The following is a 19,574-nucleotide window of genomic DNA, read 5'->3' as shown; positions in this document are numbered from 1 at the left end:
TCTAACTAAAAAAATATAATTTTCCATTGCAGTCGGAGGCTAAATCATCCAATGAATTTCAAAGAGCAAGATTTTGAAGCACTCTTCAAAGAGCATTATCCCTTTTTATGCTCCTTTGCCAGAAAGTATATTCAGGATGTGGACGACTGCAAGGACATAGTTCATAATGCATTTTTGAAGCTTTGGCAAAAGCAGGATGAAATCGATTTGACTAAACCACTGAAACCTTACCTCTTCAAATCGGTGCACAATCTGTGTCTCAATTATATCCGAGACAGAAAGAAGATTGTACAACATGACCTGCAAACAGACAATGAAGCCATTCCTGACTACATAGATTCGAGAGATTATCTGGAGGAATCAGAATTGCAAACCCGGATTGTGAAAGCCATTGAAAACCTTCCGGACAAGACTAAACGCATTTTTTCTTTAAGCAGATTTGAAGGTAAGAAATACCGAGAAATTGCTGAAATAGAGAACATTTCTGTGAAAACTGTGGAGGATCAAATGTCAAAAGCATTGCGTCTTTTGAGAGAGAAGTTGAAGGACTATTTAATTATTTACATTTTTATTCAATTTTTTACAGGGTTTTGACGCTCTCATGTGTGATAAAGAAAAGCTGTGAAAGAAAACACTGAAGACCATAACGAATTAATCCATCTTGCTACCAGCAAATTTGCGGGTGAGGCATCAGCTCAGGATGAAGCCAGACTTGAGGCTTTACTCAATGAAAGTGAAGCCACTAAGCAATTCTATGCCGAGCTGGTCAAGGTATGGGATGGCACAGAAAAAGCGGCTGGTATTACCCCTGAGGAAATCAATCAAGAGTGGATTCGACTGAGAGGTGAGATTCGAAAGACAGATAAAAAATCGTTCTCTTTCATGAAAATCGCTGCTTCCATAGCCCTTCTTGCAGCCATCGGGATCGCCTTTTTCTGGCTACAGAATGATAACACGGAACAATTGATTGCGGCGGAAATGCAAGTGCAGGCCCTAGAGGATGGGTCTATGGTGACACTCAATGCCGGGAGCGAACTGAGCTATCCAAAAGCATTTTCTAACGAAGAAACGCGAGAGGTTGAGCTCAAAGGTGAGGCCTTCTTTGAAGTGGAAAAGAACCCTGAAAAACCATTCATTATCAAAACACCAACGGTCCAGGTGCAAGTATTGGGGACTTCCTTCTCAGTCAGGTCTCTAGATGGAGAGGCTACATCTTCTGTCATAGTAGCGTCTGGTTCAGTGGAGGTCAAGTTTGGTGAAAGCAGTCTGGTCTTAAGCCCTGATGAAAAAGCCATTCTGGATCGTTCTTCCAGTCGGTTATTTAAAGTGACAAATGATGATCCTAACTATCTGGCATGGAAAACTAAACAGTTTGTATTTGATGATACCTCACTCGAAAAAGTAGTTGAAAACCTTTCAAATGCGTATCAGGTCGACATCCGCTTAAAGACAGACATCATTCGTGACTGCCCTGTCACCGTATCTTTTGACAATCAATCATTGGATGCAATCCTTGAGATTTTAAGTGCCACGCTTGATTTAACTGTAGAAAAAACCAGTGAAGGATTAGAAATAAGTGGTCAGGGTTGCTGATCTTCATACCTCTATGTCCGCTATTCGATTTGCGCTCATTACGATTTTAGCTCTTCTGTTTAGCTCCAACAGCTATTTGTCAGGATATTCTTGATCAAGAAATATCCATTCAAGTTGAGAATATTTCTCTAGAGAAAGCGCTGGACATCATTTCAAAAGAGGCGAATATTTCTTTCTCATATAGCACCAGAAGCATACCGGCTGATCAGAAAGTCAGCATCAATGCTAATAATCAAAAACTGAGTGAGGTTCTGGATCAGCTATTTCTGGGATTGCGAATAGAATACGTCTGGCTGGAGAACAAGATGATCCTGAGAAAATCAAAAAGTGATCCTGAAGTTAACGATAAGAAGTATACGATTAGTGGCTATGTATTGGATAAAAACGATGGGGAGACCTTAATTGGAGCCACTATCCTGGTAGAAGAACTAGGCGTTGGAACAATTGCCAATGCGTACGGTTTCTATTCATTAACACTGCCTGTTGGGAATTATACACTGAAGTATTCGTACATCGGGTATGATAGTCAATCCAAGTCAGTAACACTCCAAAGCAACAGAAATATCAATGTCAATCTTGAATTCAGCTCGTCCCTCCTACAAGAAGTAGTCGTCACTGTGGATGATTCTGTTCAAACAGTTGATCGTGTGCATTCAAATGTTACTCAGCTATCCAATACCACCATATTGCAAAAACCATCGGTTTTAGGCGAACCGGATGTTATCAAATCCCTGGACATCCTACCAGGTATTCAGCTATTCAATGACGGTTCTACCTTTTTCAATGTTCGGGGAGGAAACAGAGATCAGAATCAAATTTTGGTGGATGAAGCTCCGATCTACAATCCCGCCCACCTCCTTGGGCTTTTTAGCTCCTTTACGCCGGAAGCGATCAAAGACATCAAAATATACAAGGGCACAGCGGGAGCTGATTTTGGAGGTCGCATCTCTTCCGTAATGGACATCCACACCAAAGATGGAAATATGAAGAACTTTCATATGAACGGACGACTTGGACTTGTGACCACTCAGCTTTCACTGGAAGGCCCAATCGCTAAAGACCGAAGCTCATTTTTCTTGTCCGGCAGAAGATCTTACATAGACGCGTTTTTGAGCAATGACGACTTTGATGAATTCTACTTTGCTGATATCACCGGTAAAATCAACCTGAAGTTGAACGACAATAACAGACTTTTTCTATCTGTATTCTCCAGCAATGATGAATACATCAATAATGAAGGGTTGGCATGGAAAAACATAGCAGGAACCATGCGTTGGAATCACACATTCAATGATCGCCTGTTCGCCAATACCACGCTCTACTCCAGCAAATACGAATACCAACTCATCTCTGGTCCCGGTCAGGTTTGGTCCAACCATATTGCAAACGCAAGCTTGAAAACTGATTTCACATTCTACCGAAATCCAATAAGCACGCACAAATTCGGCTTTAAGTTAAGCGGACATAATTTCAACCCCGGCAATCAGGAAGGAAATGAAAATGCTCCATTTGTTCCGAAACGAAATGCTACTGAGTTTTCCCTGTACTTTAGCAATGAACGACAGCTTTCCTCACGTTGGCTGTTGACATATGGATTTCGATTGAGTACCTGGACGAATTTTGGAAGGACCATAGAATACACAATCAATGATGAATATCAGGTCACCGACACGACCACCTATGAAGATCGCAGCAGCTATAACGATTACTCCAATCTGGAGCCTCGCATCAAGTTGACACATATTGTAAACGACAAAAATTTTCTAACATTCAATTATGCACGTTCCGCTCAGTACATCAACCTGATCAGCAATTCCATCAGCCCATTCAACAACCTGGAGGTTTGGCTGCCTGCAAGCATCAACATCCAACCGCAAACAGCCGATCAAATCTCTCTTGGCTGGACCTATAAACGCAAACAATGGCAATTCAACCTGGAAGGCTATTATAAAGCCATGCAGAATCAAATTGATTATGCAAACCAGGCCGAGCTATTATTAAACCCTCATTTTGAGGCTGAGATCAGATCCGGCAAAGGCACTGCATACGGTCTTGAAGCCATCATTTCCAAGCAGGTTGGTAAACTAACAGGAAGTATATCCTATGTTCTCTCACGATCAACCAGACAAATAGAAGGTATCAATGATGGGAAAGCTTATGCTGCATTATCAGATCGTCCGGTACAGTTTTCACTTAACACTGTTTTCCAAAAATCACAACGATCCACCTTATCCGGTACCCTCATGATCCTCTCCGGCTCACCGGTTACTACTCCTACCTCTTTTTATCAATATGCAGGTCGTACGGTTCCCATTTATTCAGAGAAGAATAATGATCGTCTACCTACCTACCATCGGCTGGATTTAGGTTGGTCTTACAGGCTCAATAAGGTGGAACGAAAGTTCGATCACTTTCTGACCATCTCTTTTTTCAATTTTTATGGGCAGAAAAATTCGGTGCTTCGAAGTTTCAATAAGATCGTTTTGGAAGACGATACGATTGTTGTTCCGACCGAAATCAATAATCCGGAAGCGCTTCAGGCGACCCATCGCTTTGTATACCAAGTTGTACCATCCATTTCTTACTCTTTCAGACTATGAAAAAGCTTTTGATCATATTGATGGTTTTGCTGAGTTGGCAATGTGAAGAGATCTCTGAACAGGAATTAGGAATTGATAATGATGTCCTTTTAGTAGTAGACGGAGGAATAACCAACGAATTAGGCACGCAGGAAATCAAACTATCGCTAACGTTTAATGAACTTGGTCAGGAACCACCACCGGTAACTGATGCGCTGGTGATTGTTAATGAAGGAGAAGATAATTACTTCTTCACCCATGATGAAAGTAGACCTGGAACCTACACAAATAATTCACTGGTTGCATTATTTGGGAAGGTTTACATACTATATATTCAATACGATGGTAAGGAGTTTTATGCCTTTGCAACTTCAGGACTTGGCACTTCCTTACCTCCATTAACCTTAGAAGAAACCAATACCGGTGATATGGAATACATTCACACAGAGACGATTGCTTCTATGACGAATGTAAGAGTTGAATGGGATGATGATGGTATTGTTGAATCTAAAGAGGGTTTTTTCTATACACTGGATGTAGTAGATATTACCAAAACGTTTGCACCGGAAAAGGAACCATTTACTTTTCCCAGAGGTGCCACCGTACATAGAAAGAAATACTCACTGACCCCTGATCATCAAAACTTTTTGCGATCTTTTCTAGCTGAAGTAGACTGGCGCGGAGGCGGATTTGATGCCGCTCCTGGTAATGTACTGACCAACCTTTCAGATGGGGCTTTAGGGTATTTTTATGTATCCATGGTTGATTCTGACTCAACAGTTGTTAATTAATACCACTGAATGTCAGATAGTTATGATTTTAAATGAAAAAAATATTGAATTTTATCCAGGGTATATCCTAAATGCTGTGTGATCAATACAAATCACAAACAATTTTCAATCATGAAAACGAAAGACAAAATGAAAAAGATAAATCTATTGACTCTGCTATCACTTGTAGCTCTATTATTATTTGCTGCATCATGTGATGACTCGATTGACACGCCACCTGCACAGGAAGATATTTTACCTGAGCGGTTTTCTATTGATGTACCGGACCCACTTGCAAACCGAAATGCTACAAGCGCAAGAGAAAATGCCCGAGCAGAAGAAGATCAATTGAATGGTAACGAAATCTATGAATTACTTTCTCTTTTTATTGCCATAGGTGAAGGAGCAGGTGAGCTAACAGAAGCTATTCTGGGTGGGGTTTCACAGTTTGATGTAAACGGTGAGTTTTTCTTTAGCTACGAAAGCGACGATGATCAACGAATCAAAAACCTTACGGTGACCTCTGATGCAACTTATGAAGACGTTGATTACCAGTACTCTTTGACAATTACAGATGCAGCATCGGAAGGAAACGATGATGGTGGAAAAGCGATGCAAGTATTCTGGAACAAAGATGTAATCAAAGGTGTGGCAATTCTAAAACCTTATAATATTGATCGTATTAAAGACGTAGATGCCGGAGATGCGATTTACAAAATTGAGTATTCTGAGGAAAGTACCGATTACGATGCACACATGATTGTAACGATAGATAACCTGCCACTTGCAGATCCATCTGTTGACCCGTTCGCTATAAGCACACTCAAGATGTTTGTTGGAAAAACTGGAGAAGTGGTTGATGTTTACGGAAATTCATACCATCCAAATGCTTCCTTCTTTACTGATGATCAAGGGTTTAACTGGGCATTCGTAGCGTCAGGTGTTCACAAAGGAAGTATCGGAGTAGCCGAAGTTGGTCTCCCGGCTGGAAACTTAAATTCAGATGATCGAGCAGTGCTGTTGGTTGAGAATTCATTGAAAAACGTATTCACTTCGCAAATTCAAACAGAATTCCCTGGTTTACCACAAGAGCAAATAGATGCCTATTTGAAAAACACTGAAGCTCCTGGATATTTTAATTCGGATGGCTTTATTCAAGGAGGTGAATCTCCGGATCCATTGTTTGATCAGTTCGCTGATCGTCTTCAGGATCTAACTCCTTACAACCCTGCAGTAATTGCAGCGCTGGATGTAAGTTTTGAGTAAAAAAATAGCCTGTAAACAAAAAATGCCTTGCGATAATCGCAAGGCATTTTTTTTTATGATTTTTTTATAATGACTATGCTTCTTGCATTTCCACTTCCTTCTCTGCTATCCATTTTTCAGCATCAAGAGCACCCATACAGCCAGTTCCTGCTGCTGTTACAGCCTGTCTATACACCTTATCCATAGCATCTCCTGTTGCAAACACTCCCGGGACATTGGTTTTTGAAGTTCCTGGAATGGCCTTGATATACCCTTGCTCATCCATATCGATCCAACCTTTGAAGATATCGGTATTCGGTTTATGTCCAATAGCCACGAAGAACCCTTGAGCCTCAATCACTCGTTCTTCACCTGTTTCATTATTTACAACCTTTACACCGCTTACTTCTTCATCACCAAGCACTTCTTTGGTTTCGGTATTCCACAAAATCTCAATGTTTGGTGCATTCTTCACTCGCTGCTGCATGATCTTAGATGCACGCATTTCGTCTCTTCGAACCAACATATATACCTTATTCACAATCTTAGACAGGTAGCTTGCCTCTTCGGCGGCAGTATCCCCTGCTCCAACAATCACTACATCCTGCCCTCTGAAGAAGAAACCATCACAAACTGCACACGCAGAAACACCTTTACCATTCAGTCGTTGTTCACTTTCAAGTCCAAGCCATTTAGCAGATGCTCCTGTAGAAATGATCACTGCTTCCGCTTCAATCTCAGTCTTTTCATCCACAGTGACTTTATGAGGCCATCCACTAAAATCAACTGCCGTCACCATTCCGCTTCGAACATCTGTTCCAAATCGCTCCGCCTGCTTCTGAAAATCGACCATCATCTGAGGCCCCATCACTCCGTCCGGGTAACCCGGGTAATTCTCCACATCATTGGTGATAGTAAGCTGACCTCCGGGCTGACCGCCCTGATAAAGAACTGGCTTCATTCCTGCTCGCGCAGCATAAACCGCTGCAGTAAATCCCGCAGGGCCTGATCCTATGATTAAAACTTTTACTCGTTCTGTTGACATCTTTATTTATCTAGTCTTTTATAAAAAAAATGGTGTTCCGAATCAGAACACCATCTTATTAGCTTTTGTGCCATGCGGCATATAAAAAATTCAAAAGTGTCCTGCAGCTTACTCTTCAGTCTTTTCAGCTGGTTCAGGTTTTGGAGGACGAGGTAACAATACTTTCCTGGAAAGCTTGAATTTACCTGTCTTCTTATCGATATCGATCAACTTCACTTTGATCTCTTCACCTTCCTCCATCACATCAGAAACGTTTTCTACACGCTCCCACTTAATTTCAGAAATATGAAGCAATCCGTCTTTTCCAGGAAGGAATTCAACAAATGCACCAAATGGCATGATTGATTTGACTTTACCATCATACACCTCACCTACTTCCGGCTGTTGTACGATCGCTTTGATCCTTGCCATTGCATTGTTTAATGCTTCACCATCAGCAGCAAAAATGCTCACTTTACCACCTTTCTCATCTTCTTCGATATTTACAGTAGCTCCGGATTCCTTTTGAATCTCCTGAATGATTTTTCCACCAGGTCCGATCACTGCACCAATCAATTCACGATCGATTCTTAACTGCTCCATTCGTGGTGCATGTGACTTAAGCTCGGTTCTTGGCTCTGTGATGGTTTTCGCCATCTCACCCAGTATATGTAAACGTCCATTCTTCGCTTGATCTAATGCCTGAGCAAGTACATCGTATGAAAGACCATCCACTTTAATATCCATCTGACATGCGGTGATACCGTCCGTTGTTCCTGTTACTTTAAAATCCATATCACCCAGGTGATCTTCATCTCCAAGGATATCTGATAGGATTGCGTATTTTCCAGATTCGCTATCAGAAATCATTCCCATTGCTATTCCGGAAACTGGCTTTTTCAGTTTGATTCCGGCATCCATCAAAGCCAATGTTCCGGCACATACGGTGGCCATTGAAGATGAACCGTTTGATTCAAGGATGTCAGAAACAATACGTATGGTGTATGGATTTCCTTCTTCTTCTGTTGGAATCATCGGTTTCAAGGCTCTCATTGCGAGATTACCATGACCTACTTCTCTTCGTCCAGGACCTCTATTTGGTCTTACTTCACCGGTAGAAAAACCAGGGAAGTTATAGTGCAATATGAACTTATTGTATCCTGAGAACATTGCCCCATCGATCATCTGCTCATCCAACTTGGTACCGAGTGTTACTGAAGTGAGTGATTGTGTTTCACCTCTGGTAAATACTGCAGATCCATGAGCGGATGGTAAATAGTCTGCCTCAGACCAGATCGGTCTGATTTCATCTGGTTTACGACCATCAATTCGCTCCTGGCTATCTAGAACAAAGTTTCTTACTGCTTCTTTTTCAATATCGTGGAAATATTTTCCTAAAAGGAAATCATCCATTTCTTCCAACTGCTCATCAGAAAATTGACCAATATATTCTTCATATACCGCTTTAAACGCTTCTTTTCTTTCTGACTTATTAGGATTTTTCTTAGCAGCTACATCATACAATTTTTGATAAACTGCCTTGTGCATGGAAGCTTTTAGCTCTTCATCTTTTGGCTCGTGATCATATTCACGTTTTTCAGTAGCACCGGCCTCTTTAGCCAGCTCTTCCTGAATCGCACACTGTACTTTGATTTCTTCATGAGCCTTCTTAATGCCTTCAAGCATTTCTGACTCCTGCACTTCCTTACATTCTCCCTCCACCATCATGATGTTGTCGGCAGTACCTGCAACGATCAAATCAAGTGTCGCTTTCTCCATCTCTTCCGGAGTAGGATTAACCTTATACTCACCATCTACTTTAGCTACTCTCACTTCAGAGATAGGTCCTCCGAAAGGGATATCTGAAACTGATATAGCGGCAGATGCTGCTAATGCTGCTAGTGCGTCTGGCATTACATCGCTATCCGCAGAAATCAATTGAATGAATACCTGGGTATCTGCGTGATAATCGGATGGAAATAATGGTCTGAGTGCTCGATCAACCAACCGGCAGATCAATACTTCATAATCTGAGAGTCTTGATTCTCTCTTTAAAAAGCCTCCAGGAATTTTTCCTGCGGCTGCAAATTTTTCCTGATAGTCTACAGAGAGTGGCAAGAAATCCACTCCTTCTTTGGCCTCCTTAGAGGAAACCACGGTTGCCAAGAGTTTGGCTTTTCCCATTGTCACTACGACAGACCCATCTGCTTGTTTCGCAAGCTTTCCAGTTTCGATGGATACTTCCCTGCCGTCTGATAGTTGGAAGGTTTTTGTAATTACGTTCATAATAAATTAATAAAAGGGACACGTTTTGCCCCTGGATGTTTACAATCAAAAAAGGGAATCAGAAATTTGATCCCCCTTAATATTATTTTCTGATGTTAAGCTTAGCAATGATGCTACGATATCTTTCGATATCATTCTTGTAAAGGTAATCAAGAAGTCTTCTCCTTTTACCTACAAGTTTTAAAAGACCCAACCTTGATGCATGGTCTTTTTTCTGCGTCTTCAAGTGGTCAGTCAGATGATTTATCCTGGTGGTAAACAATGCAATTTGTGCTTCCGTGGATCCAGTATCTTTCTCAGACTTACCGTGTTCTTTAAAAATTCCTATCTTTTTTTCCTTTGTTAGATACATTCTGTTCTTCTTCCTCTATGATTTGAAGCGCAAATTTACGCTTTGTTATTATTACGAGCAAATCTCTGTTTAAGCTTTTCAAACCAAACTAAATACGCATCCACTTCAAACAAACGTGCGTCTACTCTAGCCTGCCTCAGAAAGAACAAACCAAAAGGCAAAAGAATGGCATCAGACATCCAGGCTGCAACATAAGGATCCATCGCCCCTTCTTTCGCTTGTTTTTCTCCGATGCTCATGAATAGGTAGTAAATGATGAAGAAGAAAATAGCAAGGATCGTTGGTACACCCAATCCGCCTTTCTTAATAATTGCCCCTAATGGGGCCCCAATTAAAAACATCAAAATGCATGCAAGCGCTAATGCGTATTTCTTTTGCATTTCAATTGTATAGAGGTTGACATCTTTTCTTGCCTGATAAAGCCTTGTTTTAGCAGAATTGATATTTACTTTAATATTTCTTGCTTTATTAAGTGCTTCGGAGATAAGCGGCTTCTCGGTTTTATGCTTTTCCTGAAGATAGCTATTTAAATGATCGTATGTTAGTGTATCAATTTTGCCTACATCCAATGAGTTGCTAATCTTCTTTGGTTTTCTAATGGGTTCCTCTTTTAACGCTTTGACATGGCTCTCACGCTCAGAAATAAGCTCAGAGTTTATTACTCTAACTTTTTCTTGCTCAGACGTATCTGAGGATTGTTTCTTACGTGATAATTGCTGAAAGAAGTCCAGTGGAATAAATGAAGCTTCCACCGTTGCGTCTTCCTCGGCTTCAACCGTATCCATCTTCAAAGTTCCTTTGTCAATAATCGCATCCTTATTGTTTAAATGGAAACTAAAGTATCTACCTGTGGTTTGAATAAAATTAGCCTTCTGTTTGGATAGGTTGACTTTAAATGAATCAATGTCGTGAGCTAGCTCACTAATATTTTTCATTTGCCGATTGTTCTGGAAAAGTTCTTCTTTTCTCCTCTTTAGATCAAAAGAAGCCAAACTGAATACCATATCCATCTTTCCATATTCCGTTCGGTAAAACCGATCTATACTTTGTTCTGATTGAGGTTCCTCTGAATAGTAATGTCCATCGTAAAGCTCAAGCTTAAGGTATCGCTCATCTAAGATGGTATACATCAAACATGAATCAGCAAGAATAATTGTCTTATTTCCTCTTCCTTCTGAATGATCATAAATCACGACATCTAAAAGTGTTTTGCCATCAGGAAGCTTTTCTTTGGCTTTAATGCTGTAGTTTGGAATGCCATTGTAAAAGGAGCCTGACTTTATATCCAGAGCAGGTTTTGTATGCTTGATATCATATAGTAAGCTGTACGCTTTGAGGTTAGCTGCCGGGATCGTGTAATTATTGAAGAAATAGGCACCAACCGACAACACCGAAACAAATAGAAAGATCGGCCTCAAGGTTCTTAAAAGCGAAATACCTGAACTCTTGATAGCCGTAAGCTCAAACTGCTCCCCAAGATTTCCGAAGGTCATCAATGCCGCTAATAATACGCCTAGCGGCAATGCTATTTGCAGCATATTCAGCGAGAAGTAAAACAACAATTCTGCAAAAACAGTGAATCCAAGGTTTTTACCCACAAAATCATCAAAATACTTGAGTAAGTACTGAATTAGAAGAATGAAATTGGCTACTGCCGTGGTGAGAATCAGCGGTCCTACAAAGGACTTAAGCATTAAAACATCCAGCTTTTTCATGTGTAGGTATATTGATTTTCAACTGCACTCATACAGACAACTTCAAACGGTATCGACCTCCAATTTTAGGAGGACAAAATTAGAAAATTGAAATGAAGCAATAACGATACCAGAGTGATAGTCTTTCAATCAACCACCTACAATCTCTTTTAGGTCATGAATCAATGTTTCCCACAGTTCGCTCGCCTCCTCATCATCCATATCCGAATAGTCAGTGATGCGAACGTAAACCGTTTGAGTTAGTTCATTCACATCAATCTTAAATTCGAAGAAATTATTGTCATCCTCATCTTCTTCATCAATCACGTCAAATCGTACATGATGATTAGTTCTGTTAGATGTGAGTTTAGCTTTGGTCTCATCGCCATCCCAGATGAAAGTATAGACTTTATCTTCGTTATTAATGTTCACATCATCAGCAAACCATTGCGCCAAGCCAGATGCTGTGCTAAAGTATGGGTAGAGCATCTTCTTAGATGCATTGAATTCGAACTCCCCGACATATTTGTTCTTTGCCATACGTTGTGAATTTTTTGATAAGGTAAAAAAAAAATCTATTCCGACAAGCCCATGGCAGAAAAGAAATCTTTTATAGATTTGCGTTCCTTTTTGAGGGACGCACTACAGATGCAGTGTAAAAACTCTTAAAAAATTATTAAAATGGCGTGGTAGCTCAAGCTACGCGCCCCGGTTGCTTAGAGCGTCGGAACCATAACCCCGGAGATCGGGGGTTCAAATCCAAAGGGATTTGATTTTTAAGATATTAAAATGGCGTGGTAGCTCAGTTGGTTAGAGCGTCGGATTCATAACCCGGAGGTCGGGGGTTCAAATCCCCCCCACGCTACTGTAAATAAGCCCTCAAATTGAGGGCTTTTCTATTCAAAATCAATTTTCTTATGACTCCCATCACAATAAGGCTTATTGGAAGAGGCGTCACATCTACAAAAGGCCGTCACTCTGTGTTTGTAGGTTTCTGAGCCATCGTGATGCTTTACTTTAATATTTCCATAAACCATCAATGGTCCTCCTTTAGAAACCTCAACGATTTGCTCATCTTCAATCTCATCCTTTGTCTCAGATTCATTTTTTAATCGGTAGGACAATGCACCTGACGGACATTTATCTACTTGCTGTTTAATCGTCTGATCATCAGCTCCATCCACATTCACCCAAGGTCTTGCTTTAGGATCAAAAACATCAGATAATCCTTTATAGCAAATTTCTGAATGAATACATTTTTCAGGTTTCCAAATTACCGTGAGCTCTTTGCTCTCATATTCTTTTATTTTCTCAGCCATACTACAATTTAGCTCTTTCGGATAATAAATGCTTGTAATCTTCTATATGGTCTTTTAGAAATGATCTAACAAACGGGCATAGCGGGATGATCTTATTATCAGTTGCTTCAATAATCTCTAAAGACTCTCGAACCAATTTATGCCCCACACCACGACCTTCTAAATGATCAGGAACTTCTGTATGAATAATGTATATCTCGCTACTTTTCCCTGCTTTATACTGAATGAAGGCTATCGATCCATCAACCTGCAGCTCAAACCTTTGCTGGTCTCGATTATCAGTTGTTCTAAGACTTGCCAGATCCATCTATCAATTGTTTAATGTATTCAGGTGTTGGTGAGTTCTGATCTAATTGATGATCTATTTGAGGTTGACCATAGTGCTGTTCCAATGGAATAATTCCACACCACGCTGAGTCAGAATCCATTGTTACGTTTACATCACCGGTTCTCACTTTTGCTGCTGCATTATCCAGGGATAGTTTAACAATCTTAGTAATGTTTACCTGATCAGCATTCGGTTCACCTATGTCGTTGATTCTTCCCGGAATATATCGATCAGTAAAAAGATTGAAGAATTTCAATTTTTCCGTAGGATCTGATATCTCTACTGCCTGTGCAAAGCCAATAACCGAACGATAATTAAATGAGTGATCAAATGCTGTAGGTGCAAGAACCAAGGCATCTAAATGAATGATTGAAAAGCTAACTATGGATCCGGCAATGGCTTCAATGAACTTGCTTTTAGCCGAGGCATGAATGTAAATATCATTTTCAACCCTGGCAAAACCGGTTGGAATCTGATGTGGAATTCCGTCTCTAACAAAAGCCACAGTGCAAAAAAGACCTTCATCAATTATCTGATACAAGGTCTCTTTGTCTTGAGTTCCTCTGCTAGGGTATCTCGAAGGAGTAGTATTTGCCATCACATCAAACTATTAAGCCCTATGAATGCTAAATATTTGATCTTTTTCATAAGGTTATTTTAGTTTATTGTTACTTATAAAAGTAATGAAAGATCAGCCCCTTTATAAATATTATGGTTATTGATCAACTTTTGTGAGCCCTGAGAAGGGTATGAAATAATTGAGCCCCTGTGAAACAGAGGCTCAAAACTTATCAATTAATCGTAGATTTTTAATCTTCAAGGTGTGCAGTCCACACAGGAATGCTTGCATGGTTTACCACATCTTCCGCTATACTGCCGGCTAGAAAATGACCAACACCTTTGCGCTGATGAGTTCCTAGCGCAATCATATCAGCATTGGTGTCCTCAGCATACATGATGATTCCGTCCTCCTCATTCTTGTAGTTATAAATTTCTATGCTATAGTTTTCAATACCATACTTTTCAACAAAATCATTCATCTGCTTAAGATCATGGCGTGTAGATGTGAAGCTTGCAGGTGTATTTATCTTCACAATATTCAGCTGAGCTCCCATCATTGATTGTAAGCTTTTGACTCGCTCAATGAAAAAGTCATCAGTGTTAAGGAAGTCGGAGGCAAATACAATCTTTTCAATCGGCTCCATATCTACTTTCTCATTCACTGAGATCACCGGACATTTTGCTTTTCGGACGATTTTCTCTGTATTCGACCCAACAAAAAATTCATTTATTCCCTCTGCTCCTTCAGTGCCTACTATCAATAGGTCAACACTTTCTTCAGTAATCTGATCAATGATTGTATTAAAGGCATTTCCTAGCTGAATCTTAGTGAAGATTTTATCGTCTGTATACTTCGCTTTCGAAACTACTTCCGCCAGCTTCTCCTGCACCTGTTCATACATTTTCTTAATGTAAAGCTGTTCCATAGGATCCACATTCTGAATGCCCATGGTTTTAAAGGAATCAGCTGTTGGGTGCTCAATTACGTTGAGAAGTAGAATATTTCCTTCCGACTTATCTGCTATTTGGCATGCAAAATCCAGGGCATGTTCAGCTACATTCGAAAAATCGTAGGGTACTAATATTTGTTTCATGTGTCTTTTGGAATTTTTAATACTCCCAATTTAATGAAAAATGACTTTCAACATTCTTTTTTGATGAAAATCATATTGTTATCAAACAATTAGCAGCTAGATAAAGAAGGAAAGAACCTGACCTACTGAAAATAATATTGAAAAAAGCAATGTAGAAATAGCCATTTGTTTTAAGTACGGATCAAGCTGACTGGTTGGTTTGTAGCTAACAGCCCGAATATTTTTAATAAAAAGAATATTGACTAAAACAAAGAGTAGTCCAACCCAACTTTGAAATGTTAACAAGACAAAAACAATGCTTAACAGCATCCCTCCCTGCAACAAAAAAATATGATAACGAACTGCTTTTGTTCGTCCGATTCTAACAGGAATCGAGTTCTTTCCAGCTGCTTTATCAGATTCTATGTCTCTGATATTATTAACGTTCAACACACCAACACTGAAAAGTCCAAGTGATGCGGATGGGAGCAAAATTTCCCAATCCAAAGCCTTTGTTTGCAAGTAATAAGTTCCAAAAACGAGAACTAAGCCAAAAAACACAAAGACAAACAGATCTCCAAACCCAGCATAGCCATATGGGTTTTTTCCAACTGTATATTTTATTGCTGCGGCTATGCCGATCAAGCCAATTAAAAGAAAAACAATGGCGGAAAAAAAGTCTTCAGGGAAAGCGAGTTGAAGCAGAAACAGTCCTGAGATTAGGGAAAGAATGGAAAAAATGATCATCGCATTCTTCATGGCTTGTGGTGATATTCTTCCTGAACTCACCATCCGTTCTTCACCTGTTCGTTTTTCATCAACACCTGAAGAAGCATCTCCATAGTCGTTTGCCAGGTTCGATAAAATCTGAAGGAAAAATGCGGTCAACAAAGTAAGACCAGCGATCGAATAATTTAATGCGATCACATTCCCTGCAAGCGTTGACCCAACGAGCCATCCTGCGAAAGCAAGCGGCAGTGTTCTTAAACGAAATGCTTTGATCCAGGATTTCATTATTACATCCTTTCAGGAACGTCAATTCCCAGCAAACTCATGCTTTCTTTAATAAGTTTTGCTGTGAATGAAGAAAGAGCCACTCGGAAAGCTAATTTATCCTTGTTGTCCTCATTGAAAATAGGAACCTCCTGATAAAATCCATTATACTCCTTCGCCAGGTCATAGGCGTATTGCGCCATTACAGCCGGAGAATATTCTTTCGCCGCTTCATTCAGTGATTTCGTGAATTCAGTGATTCGAAAGATAAGATCTACTTCGCGTTTCTTGAGCTCGCCTACCTTATCAATTTTGAATTTAGTATTGACTTCCAATGATTTAGCTCTTCTCAAAATGGCTGAAATACGAGCGTGGGTATACTGAACGAATGGACCTGTATGCCCCTGAAATTCGATTGATTCCTGAGGGTTAAAGAGCATTCGCTTTTTGGGATCTACTTTAAGCAAGAAGTATTTCAATGCTCCCAGACCCAGCATCCGATAAAGCTTTCCTGCTTCATCATTATCCATCCCTTCAATCTTACCTAGCTCTCGTGTGTGCTTTTCAGCAGTATCAAACATCTCCTGCAACAGATCATCTGCATCAACTACGGTTCCTTCTCTTGACTTCATCTTGCCAGACGGAAGGTCTACCATACCATATGAAAGATGATAGAGACCATCAGCGTATTTTCGACCAAGTTTCTTCATGATAGCAAACAGTACCTTAAAGTGATAGTCCTGCTCATTTCCTACCACAAATACTGACTTATCAAAAGGAAAATCCTGATGCTTCATGTCACAGGTTCCCATGTCCTGTGTCATATATACTGCTGTACCATCCGCTCTAAGAACCAACTTTTCATCCATTCCCTCATCAGTCAGGTCTACCCAGACAGATCCGTTCTCTTTTTTAAAGAAAACACCTTTCTGCAACCCTTCTTCTACTAGTTCTTTTCCAAGCAAGTATGTATTGGACTCCTTGTACATGGTATCGAATCGGATGCCCATGGTTTTATAGGTTTTATCAAACCCTTCATACACCCAGTTATTCATCTTCTCCCAAAGAGCCACTGTCTCTTCATCACCCTTTTCCCACTTCTGGAGCATCTCTTGAGCCGCTTTGATGGAAGGAGCTTCTTTTTTTGCTTCCTCCGGATCCATTCCCTGGTGAACCAATGTATTGATCTCTTCTTTATACTGCTGGTCAAACTTTACATAGTATTTTCCAATCAAGTGATCCCCTTTGATGCCGGCACTTTCAGGAGTTTCTCCATTACCGAACTTTTGATAGGCCAGCATCGACTTGCAGATATGAACCCCTCGATCATTCACAAGGTTGACTTTCTTCACCTCATAGCCATTTGCTTCCAAAATACGAGCTGCCGAATCTCCAAGAAAGTTATTTCTCAGGTGACCTAAATGAAGTGGCTTATTCGTATTGGGCGAAGAAAATTCAACCATCACTTTTTTACCATTGGCAGGGAGTTTTCCAAAATCCTTATCTGAGGCAATTTCGTTCAGGGTCGATACCCAGGATTGATCTGCAAGCTCCAGGTTCAAAAACCCTTTAACGACATTGAAATCTGCAATGAAGTCAGTATTTGCCTTGAGCCACTCGCCAATCTGTGCACCAGAGTCCTCTGGTTTTCCCTTTGTAATCTTCAGGTACGGGAAGACAACAAACGTATAGCTTCCCTCAAACTCCTTTCTTGTAGGCTGAAGACTGATCTGCTCAGCAGATAAATCATGATTATATAATTCGCTAAAAGCTTTTGAGATTGCTTCTTGTATTTTGTTTTCCAACATGCTCTTGCTGTCTATTTTTTAGGATTAAAAATTTCAGCCATCATACATCTGGCACTTCCTCCTCCTAGTTTTTCAATGGTGTGAATATCACTATGCACCAACTTACCATGCTTAGCAAGCTGTGCTTTTTGCTCATCAGACAAAGAGTTGAATGCGGCTGATGACATCACAATTAGTCGCTGATCGTCCTGACCAAGAACTTGAAGCATATTACCTGCAAATTGCTCTTTTTGCGCCTCCGTAATCTCTATGATTTCTTTATCGGTTTCTTCCAATGATTCGACCAGATTTTCTCGTTCCTCCAAGTCATCAATACTATCCAGACATACAACGGCAAACTCTTCTCCCAGACACATCATCACATTGGTGTGATAAATTGGCAACCTTTTCCCGTCAACCGATTGCATCGCATGAAAGGTAACAGCATCGTATCCTGCCTCATCACAAAAATCCTCCAGAACGTCAGGCATGGTGCGCTCAGATACTGCCGCATAAGCAATTTTATTCTGACGATCTAATAACAGACTTCCGGTACCCTCCAGGTAAGCACCTTTTGCTTCCCAATCGGTAAAGCTCACAACATCTTCAATCTTGAATGACTGTTTTAATGAAGCTATGATGTCTTCTCTCCGCTCTAGCCTTCTATTCTCTGCATACATCGGATATAGCCTTACAGCCCCATCCTGATGAAATGAAATCCAGTTGTTGGGAAATATGGAATCCGGAGTGGCCGGCTCAGCTGTATCATCAAAAACAGTCACTTCGACACCTTCTGCTCTTAGTTTTTCAACAAAAGCATCAAACTGTTCCAGGGCCTGATTTTGGATATCCTCAAGGCTTACTCCCTCTTCATTTTTTTGATAGTAATTATTGACCGCTGTTTGCTCATTCATAAAAAAGGCAACCGGACGAATCATCATAATGTGGTTTGTGACCTGCTTACTCATATTTTCTTCTTAAAGGCATGGTAGAACATCTTAATAACCCTTCCATTTTTGCGGCTTCTCTATACTTCACCTCCTCAACTGTAATTCCCCATTTTCTAAACTGATCATTTAGTCGGGTAAAGCTGCTATCCGAGATTACCACCTCAGGGCTGATTGAAAAGAAATTGGAATTCATTTCATACATCTCTTCTTTGGTGATTTCAAACACATTTTCAACGCCAAAGAAATTTATCAGGAATTCTGCATCTTCCGGGTGCTTAAAGCCACCTCTGTAGATCACCGCTTTATCCTTACCCACCGGCTGAAAACAACAGTCAAGATGGAGCGCATTTTCTCGCGGATCATCGTCTGATTTATTCAATTCGAAAGCTTTTACAGTAAAGTCAGTAAAAGTCCTTTTCAAATACTCAACTGAGGCTTCATTGGTACGTGAAACCTTATATTTATTAAAATCTTCGTCTTTAGAATAACCAACAAATATGTAATCTCTCCAAGGCATAATGTCGCCTCCCTCCATACGCTCATGTTCATCAGGAAGTAATACGTTTTCCACTTGCTCACTGATATGATCAATCCCATCGGACTCCAGCTTACGCTCAGGGGTCACACACGGGATCACCAACTTATCATCGATCACAAAAGCTATATCACGAGCGAAAATCTGATTTAAATTCTCAATGCTTTTTGGTCGATAGACCTTCACTCCATGTTTCTCCAAAACCTTTGCAACGGACTCCATCTCGTCTGCCAAATCTGATTCAGTTGGGAAAGTACCGGCTAGTATGTGCTCTTTTGACTTAGGGTCATAAGTTTCCTCCAACCTCGGTATACCTCCCATGCTATCTGCAGTTCCTAAAATCACTGCTTCAAGGGGTGCTGTTTCGTCTAAAATCTTAACGGTGATCATAATGCTGAAAAATTGACGCAAAATTAACCTGATTAAGTAAGGATACCTGCATCATTGGACAATCAAAAAGCTGAGACTTAAACATTTTCAAAATC

The 19,574-nt window shown here is 40.3% G+C and carries 18 protein-coding genes and 1 tRNA gene; 6 read left to right on the top strand and 13 right to left on the bottom strand.

Annotated elements, in window-relative coordinates:
- Positions 1-51: 51 nt before the first annotated feature.
- From ACQK2H_RS08780 to ACQK2H_RS08760, 5 genes are all read left to right on the top strand, one after another.
- Positions 52-594 carry an RNA polymerase sigma-70 factor gene (locus tag ACQK2H_RS08780; RefSeq protein WP_425391060.1) on the top strand — a complete coding sequence of 181 codons (543 nt, stop codon included), beginning with the start codon at positions 52-54 and terminating at the stop codon, positions 592-594.
- A gap of 27 nt (positions 595-621) precedes the next feature.
- Complete coding sequence (locus tag ACQK2H_RS08775; RefSeq protein WP_425391059.1) at positions 622-1,593, top strand: FecR family protein; 972 nt, start codon at positions 622-624, stop codon at positions 1,591-1,593.
- Between the two features lie 272 nt (positions 1,594-1,865).
- Complete coding sequence (locus ACQK2H_RS08770) at positions 1,866-4,193, top strand: TonB-dependent receptor (RefSeq protein ID WP_425391058.1); 2,328 nt, start codon at positions 1,866-1,868, stop codon at positions 4,191-4,193.
- Positions 4,190-4,963, top strand: a complete 774-nt coding sequence (locus ACQK2H_RS08765) for a DUF4249 family protein (RefSeq protein WP_425391057.1) — start codon at positions 4,190-4,192, stop codon at positions 4,961-4,963. Before ACQK2H_RS08770 ends, ACQK2H_RS08765 begins: the two co-directional genes overlap by 4 nt.
- A gap of 129 nt (positions 4,964-5,092) precedes the next feature.
- The gene (locus ACQK2H_RS08760) at positions 5,093-6,208 is read left to right on the top strand and encodes a hypothetical protein (RefSeq protein ID WP_425391056.1); all 1,116 of its coding nucleotides are present in this window, start codon (positions 5,093-5,095) and stop codon (positions 6,206-6,208) included.
- A 73-nt stretch (positions 6,209-6,281) separates the two neighbouring features.
- Here the strand turns inward: ACQK2H_RS08760 and trxB are convergent, their stop codons facing one another.
- From trxB to ACQK2H_RS08735, 5 genes are all read right to left on the bottom strand, one after another.
- Complete coding sequence (gene trxB / locus ACQK2H_RS08755) at positions 6,282-7,232, bottom strand: thioredoxin-disulfide reductase (protein WP_425391055.1); 951 nt, start codon at positions 7,230-7,232, stop codon at positions 6,282-6,284.
- Between the two features lie 108 nt (positions 7,233-7,340).
- A complete protein-coding gene (gene pnp, locus ACQK2H_RS08750; protein ID WP_425391054.1) occupies positions 7,341-9,497 on the bottom strand; it encodes a polyribonucleotide nucleotidyltransferase in 2,157 nt (718 codons plus the stop codon).
- Between the two features lie 82 nt (positions 9,498-9,579).
- A complete protein-coding gene (rpsO, locus tag ACQK2H_RS08745) occupies positions 9,580-9,849 on the bottom strand; it encodes a 30S ribosomal protein S15 (protein ID WP_425391053.1) in 270 nt (89 codons plus the stop codon).
- A gap of 35 nt (positions 9,850-9,884) precedes the next feature.
- Positions 9,885-11,564: an LptF/LptG family permease gene (locus ACQK2H_RS08740; protein ID WP_425391052.1), complete on the bottom strand. Its 1,680-nt coding sequence runs from the start codon at positions 11,562-11,564 to the stop codon at positions 9,885-9,887.
- Positions 11,565-11,693: 129 nt separating this feature from the next.
- The gene (locus tag ACQK2H_RS08735) at positions 11,694-12,083 is read right to left on the bottom strand and encodes an START-like domain-containing protein (RefSeq protein ID WP_425391051.1); all 390 of its coding nucleotides are present in this window, start codon (positions 12,081-12,083) and stop codon (positions 11,694-11,696) included.
- Between the two features lie 251 nt (positions 12,084-12,334).
- Between ACQK2H_RS08735 and ACQK2H_RS08730 the strand changes: the two genes are divergently transcribed.
- Positions 12,335-12,408: transfer RNA gene (locus tag ACQK2H_RS08730), tRNA-Met, on the top strand.
- 31 nt (positions 12,409-12,439) lie between these two features.
- Here the strand turns inward: ACQK2H_RS08730 and ACQK2H_RS08725 are convergent.
- From ACQK2H_RS08725 to ACQK2H_RS08690, 8 genes are all read right to left on the bottom strand, one after another.
- Complete coding sequence (locus ACQK2H_RS08725; protein WP_425391050.1) at positions 12,440-12,862, bottom strand: (4Fe-4S)-binding protein; 423 nt, start codon at positions 12,860-12,862, stop codon at positions 12,440-12,442.
- Between the two features lies 1 nt (position 12,863).
- Positions 12,864-13,169, bottom strand: coding sequence for a GNAT family N-acetyltransferase (locus ACQK2H_RS08720; protein ID WP_425391049.1), 306 nt, complete (start codon positions 13,167-13,169; stop codon positions 12,864-12,866).
- Positions 13,150-13,788 (bottom strand): pyridoxamine 5'-phosphate oxidase family protein, encoded by a 639-nt coding sequence (locus ACQK2H_RS08715; RefSeq protein ID WP_425391048.1) that lies wholly within the window; start codon positions 13,786-13,788, stop codon positions 13,150-13,152. Before ACQK2H_RS08715 ends, ACQK2H_RS08720 begins: the two co-directional genes overlap by 20 nt.
- A 211-nt stretch (positions 13,789-13,999) precedes the next feature.
- Positions 14,000-14,845: a universal stress protein gene (locus tag ACQK2H_RS08710; RefSeq protein ID WP_425391047.1), complete on the bottom strand. Its 846-nt coding sequence runs from the start codon at positions 14,843-14,845 to the stop codon at positions 14,000-14,002.
- Between the two features lie 96 nt (positions 14,846-14,941).
- Entirely contained in the window at positions 14,942-15,838 is an 897-nt protein-coding gene (locus ACQK2H_RS08705) for a 1,4-dihydroxy-2-naphthoate polyprenyltransferase (protein ID WP_425391046.1), read from the bottom strand.
- Between the two features lie 2 nt (positions 15,839-15,840).
- Positions 15,841-17,625, bottom strand: a complete 1,785-nt coding sequence (argS, locus tag ACQK2H_RS08700) for an arginine--tRNA ligase (RefSeq protein WP_425391045.1) — start codon at positions 17,623-17,625, stop codon at positions 15,841-15,843.
- 11 nt (positions 17,626-17,636) lie between these two features.
- On the bottom strand, positions 17,637-18,572 hold the full coding sequence (gene ctlX, locus ACQK2H_RS08695; RefSeq protein WP_425391044.1) for a citrulline utilization hydrolase CtlX: 936 nt from the start codon (positions 18,570-18,572) through the stop codon (positions 17,637-17,639).
- Positions 18,565-19,479 carry a dimethylarginine dimethylaminohydrolase family protein gene (locus tag ACQK2H_RS08690; protein ID WP_425391043.1) on the bottom strand — a complete coding sequence of 305 codons (915 nt, stop codon included), beginning with the start codon at positions 19,477-19,479 and terminating at the stop codon, positions 18,565-18,567. The genes ctlX and ACQK2H_RS08690 overlap by 8 nt, the downstream gene beginning before the upstream one ends.
- Positions 19,480-19,574 lie beyond the last annotated feature (95 nt).

The sequence above is a fragment of the Ekhidna sp. genome, from assembly GCF_965228795.1.
Taxonomy (GTDB): domain Bacteria; phylum Bacteroidota; class Bacteroidia; order Cytophagales; family Cyclobacteriaceae; genus Ekhidna.
The sequence above is the reverse complement of the archived record's forward strand: the minus strand, read 5'-3'. Positions and strand labels throughout refer to the sequence as shown.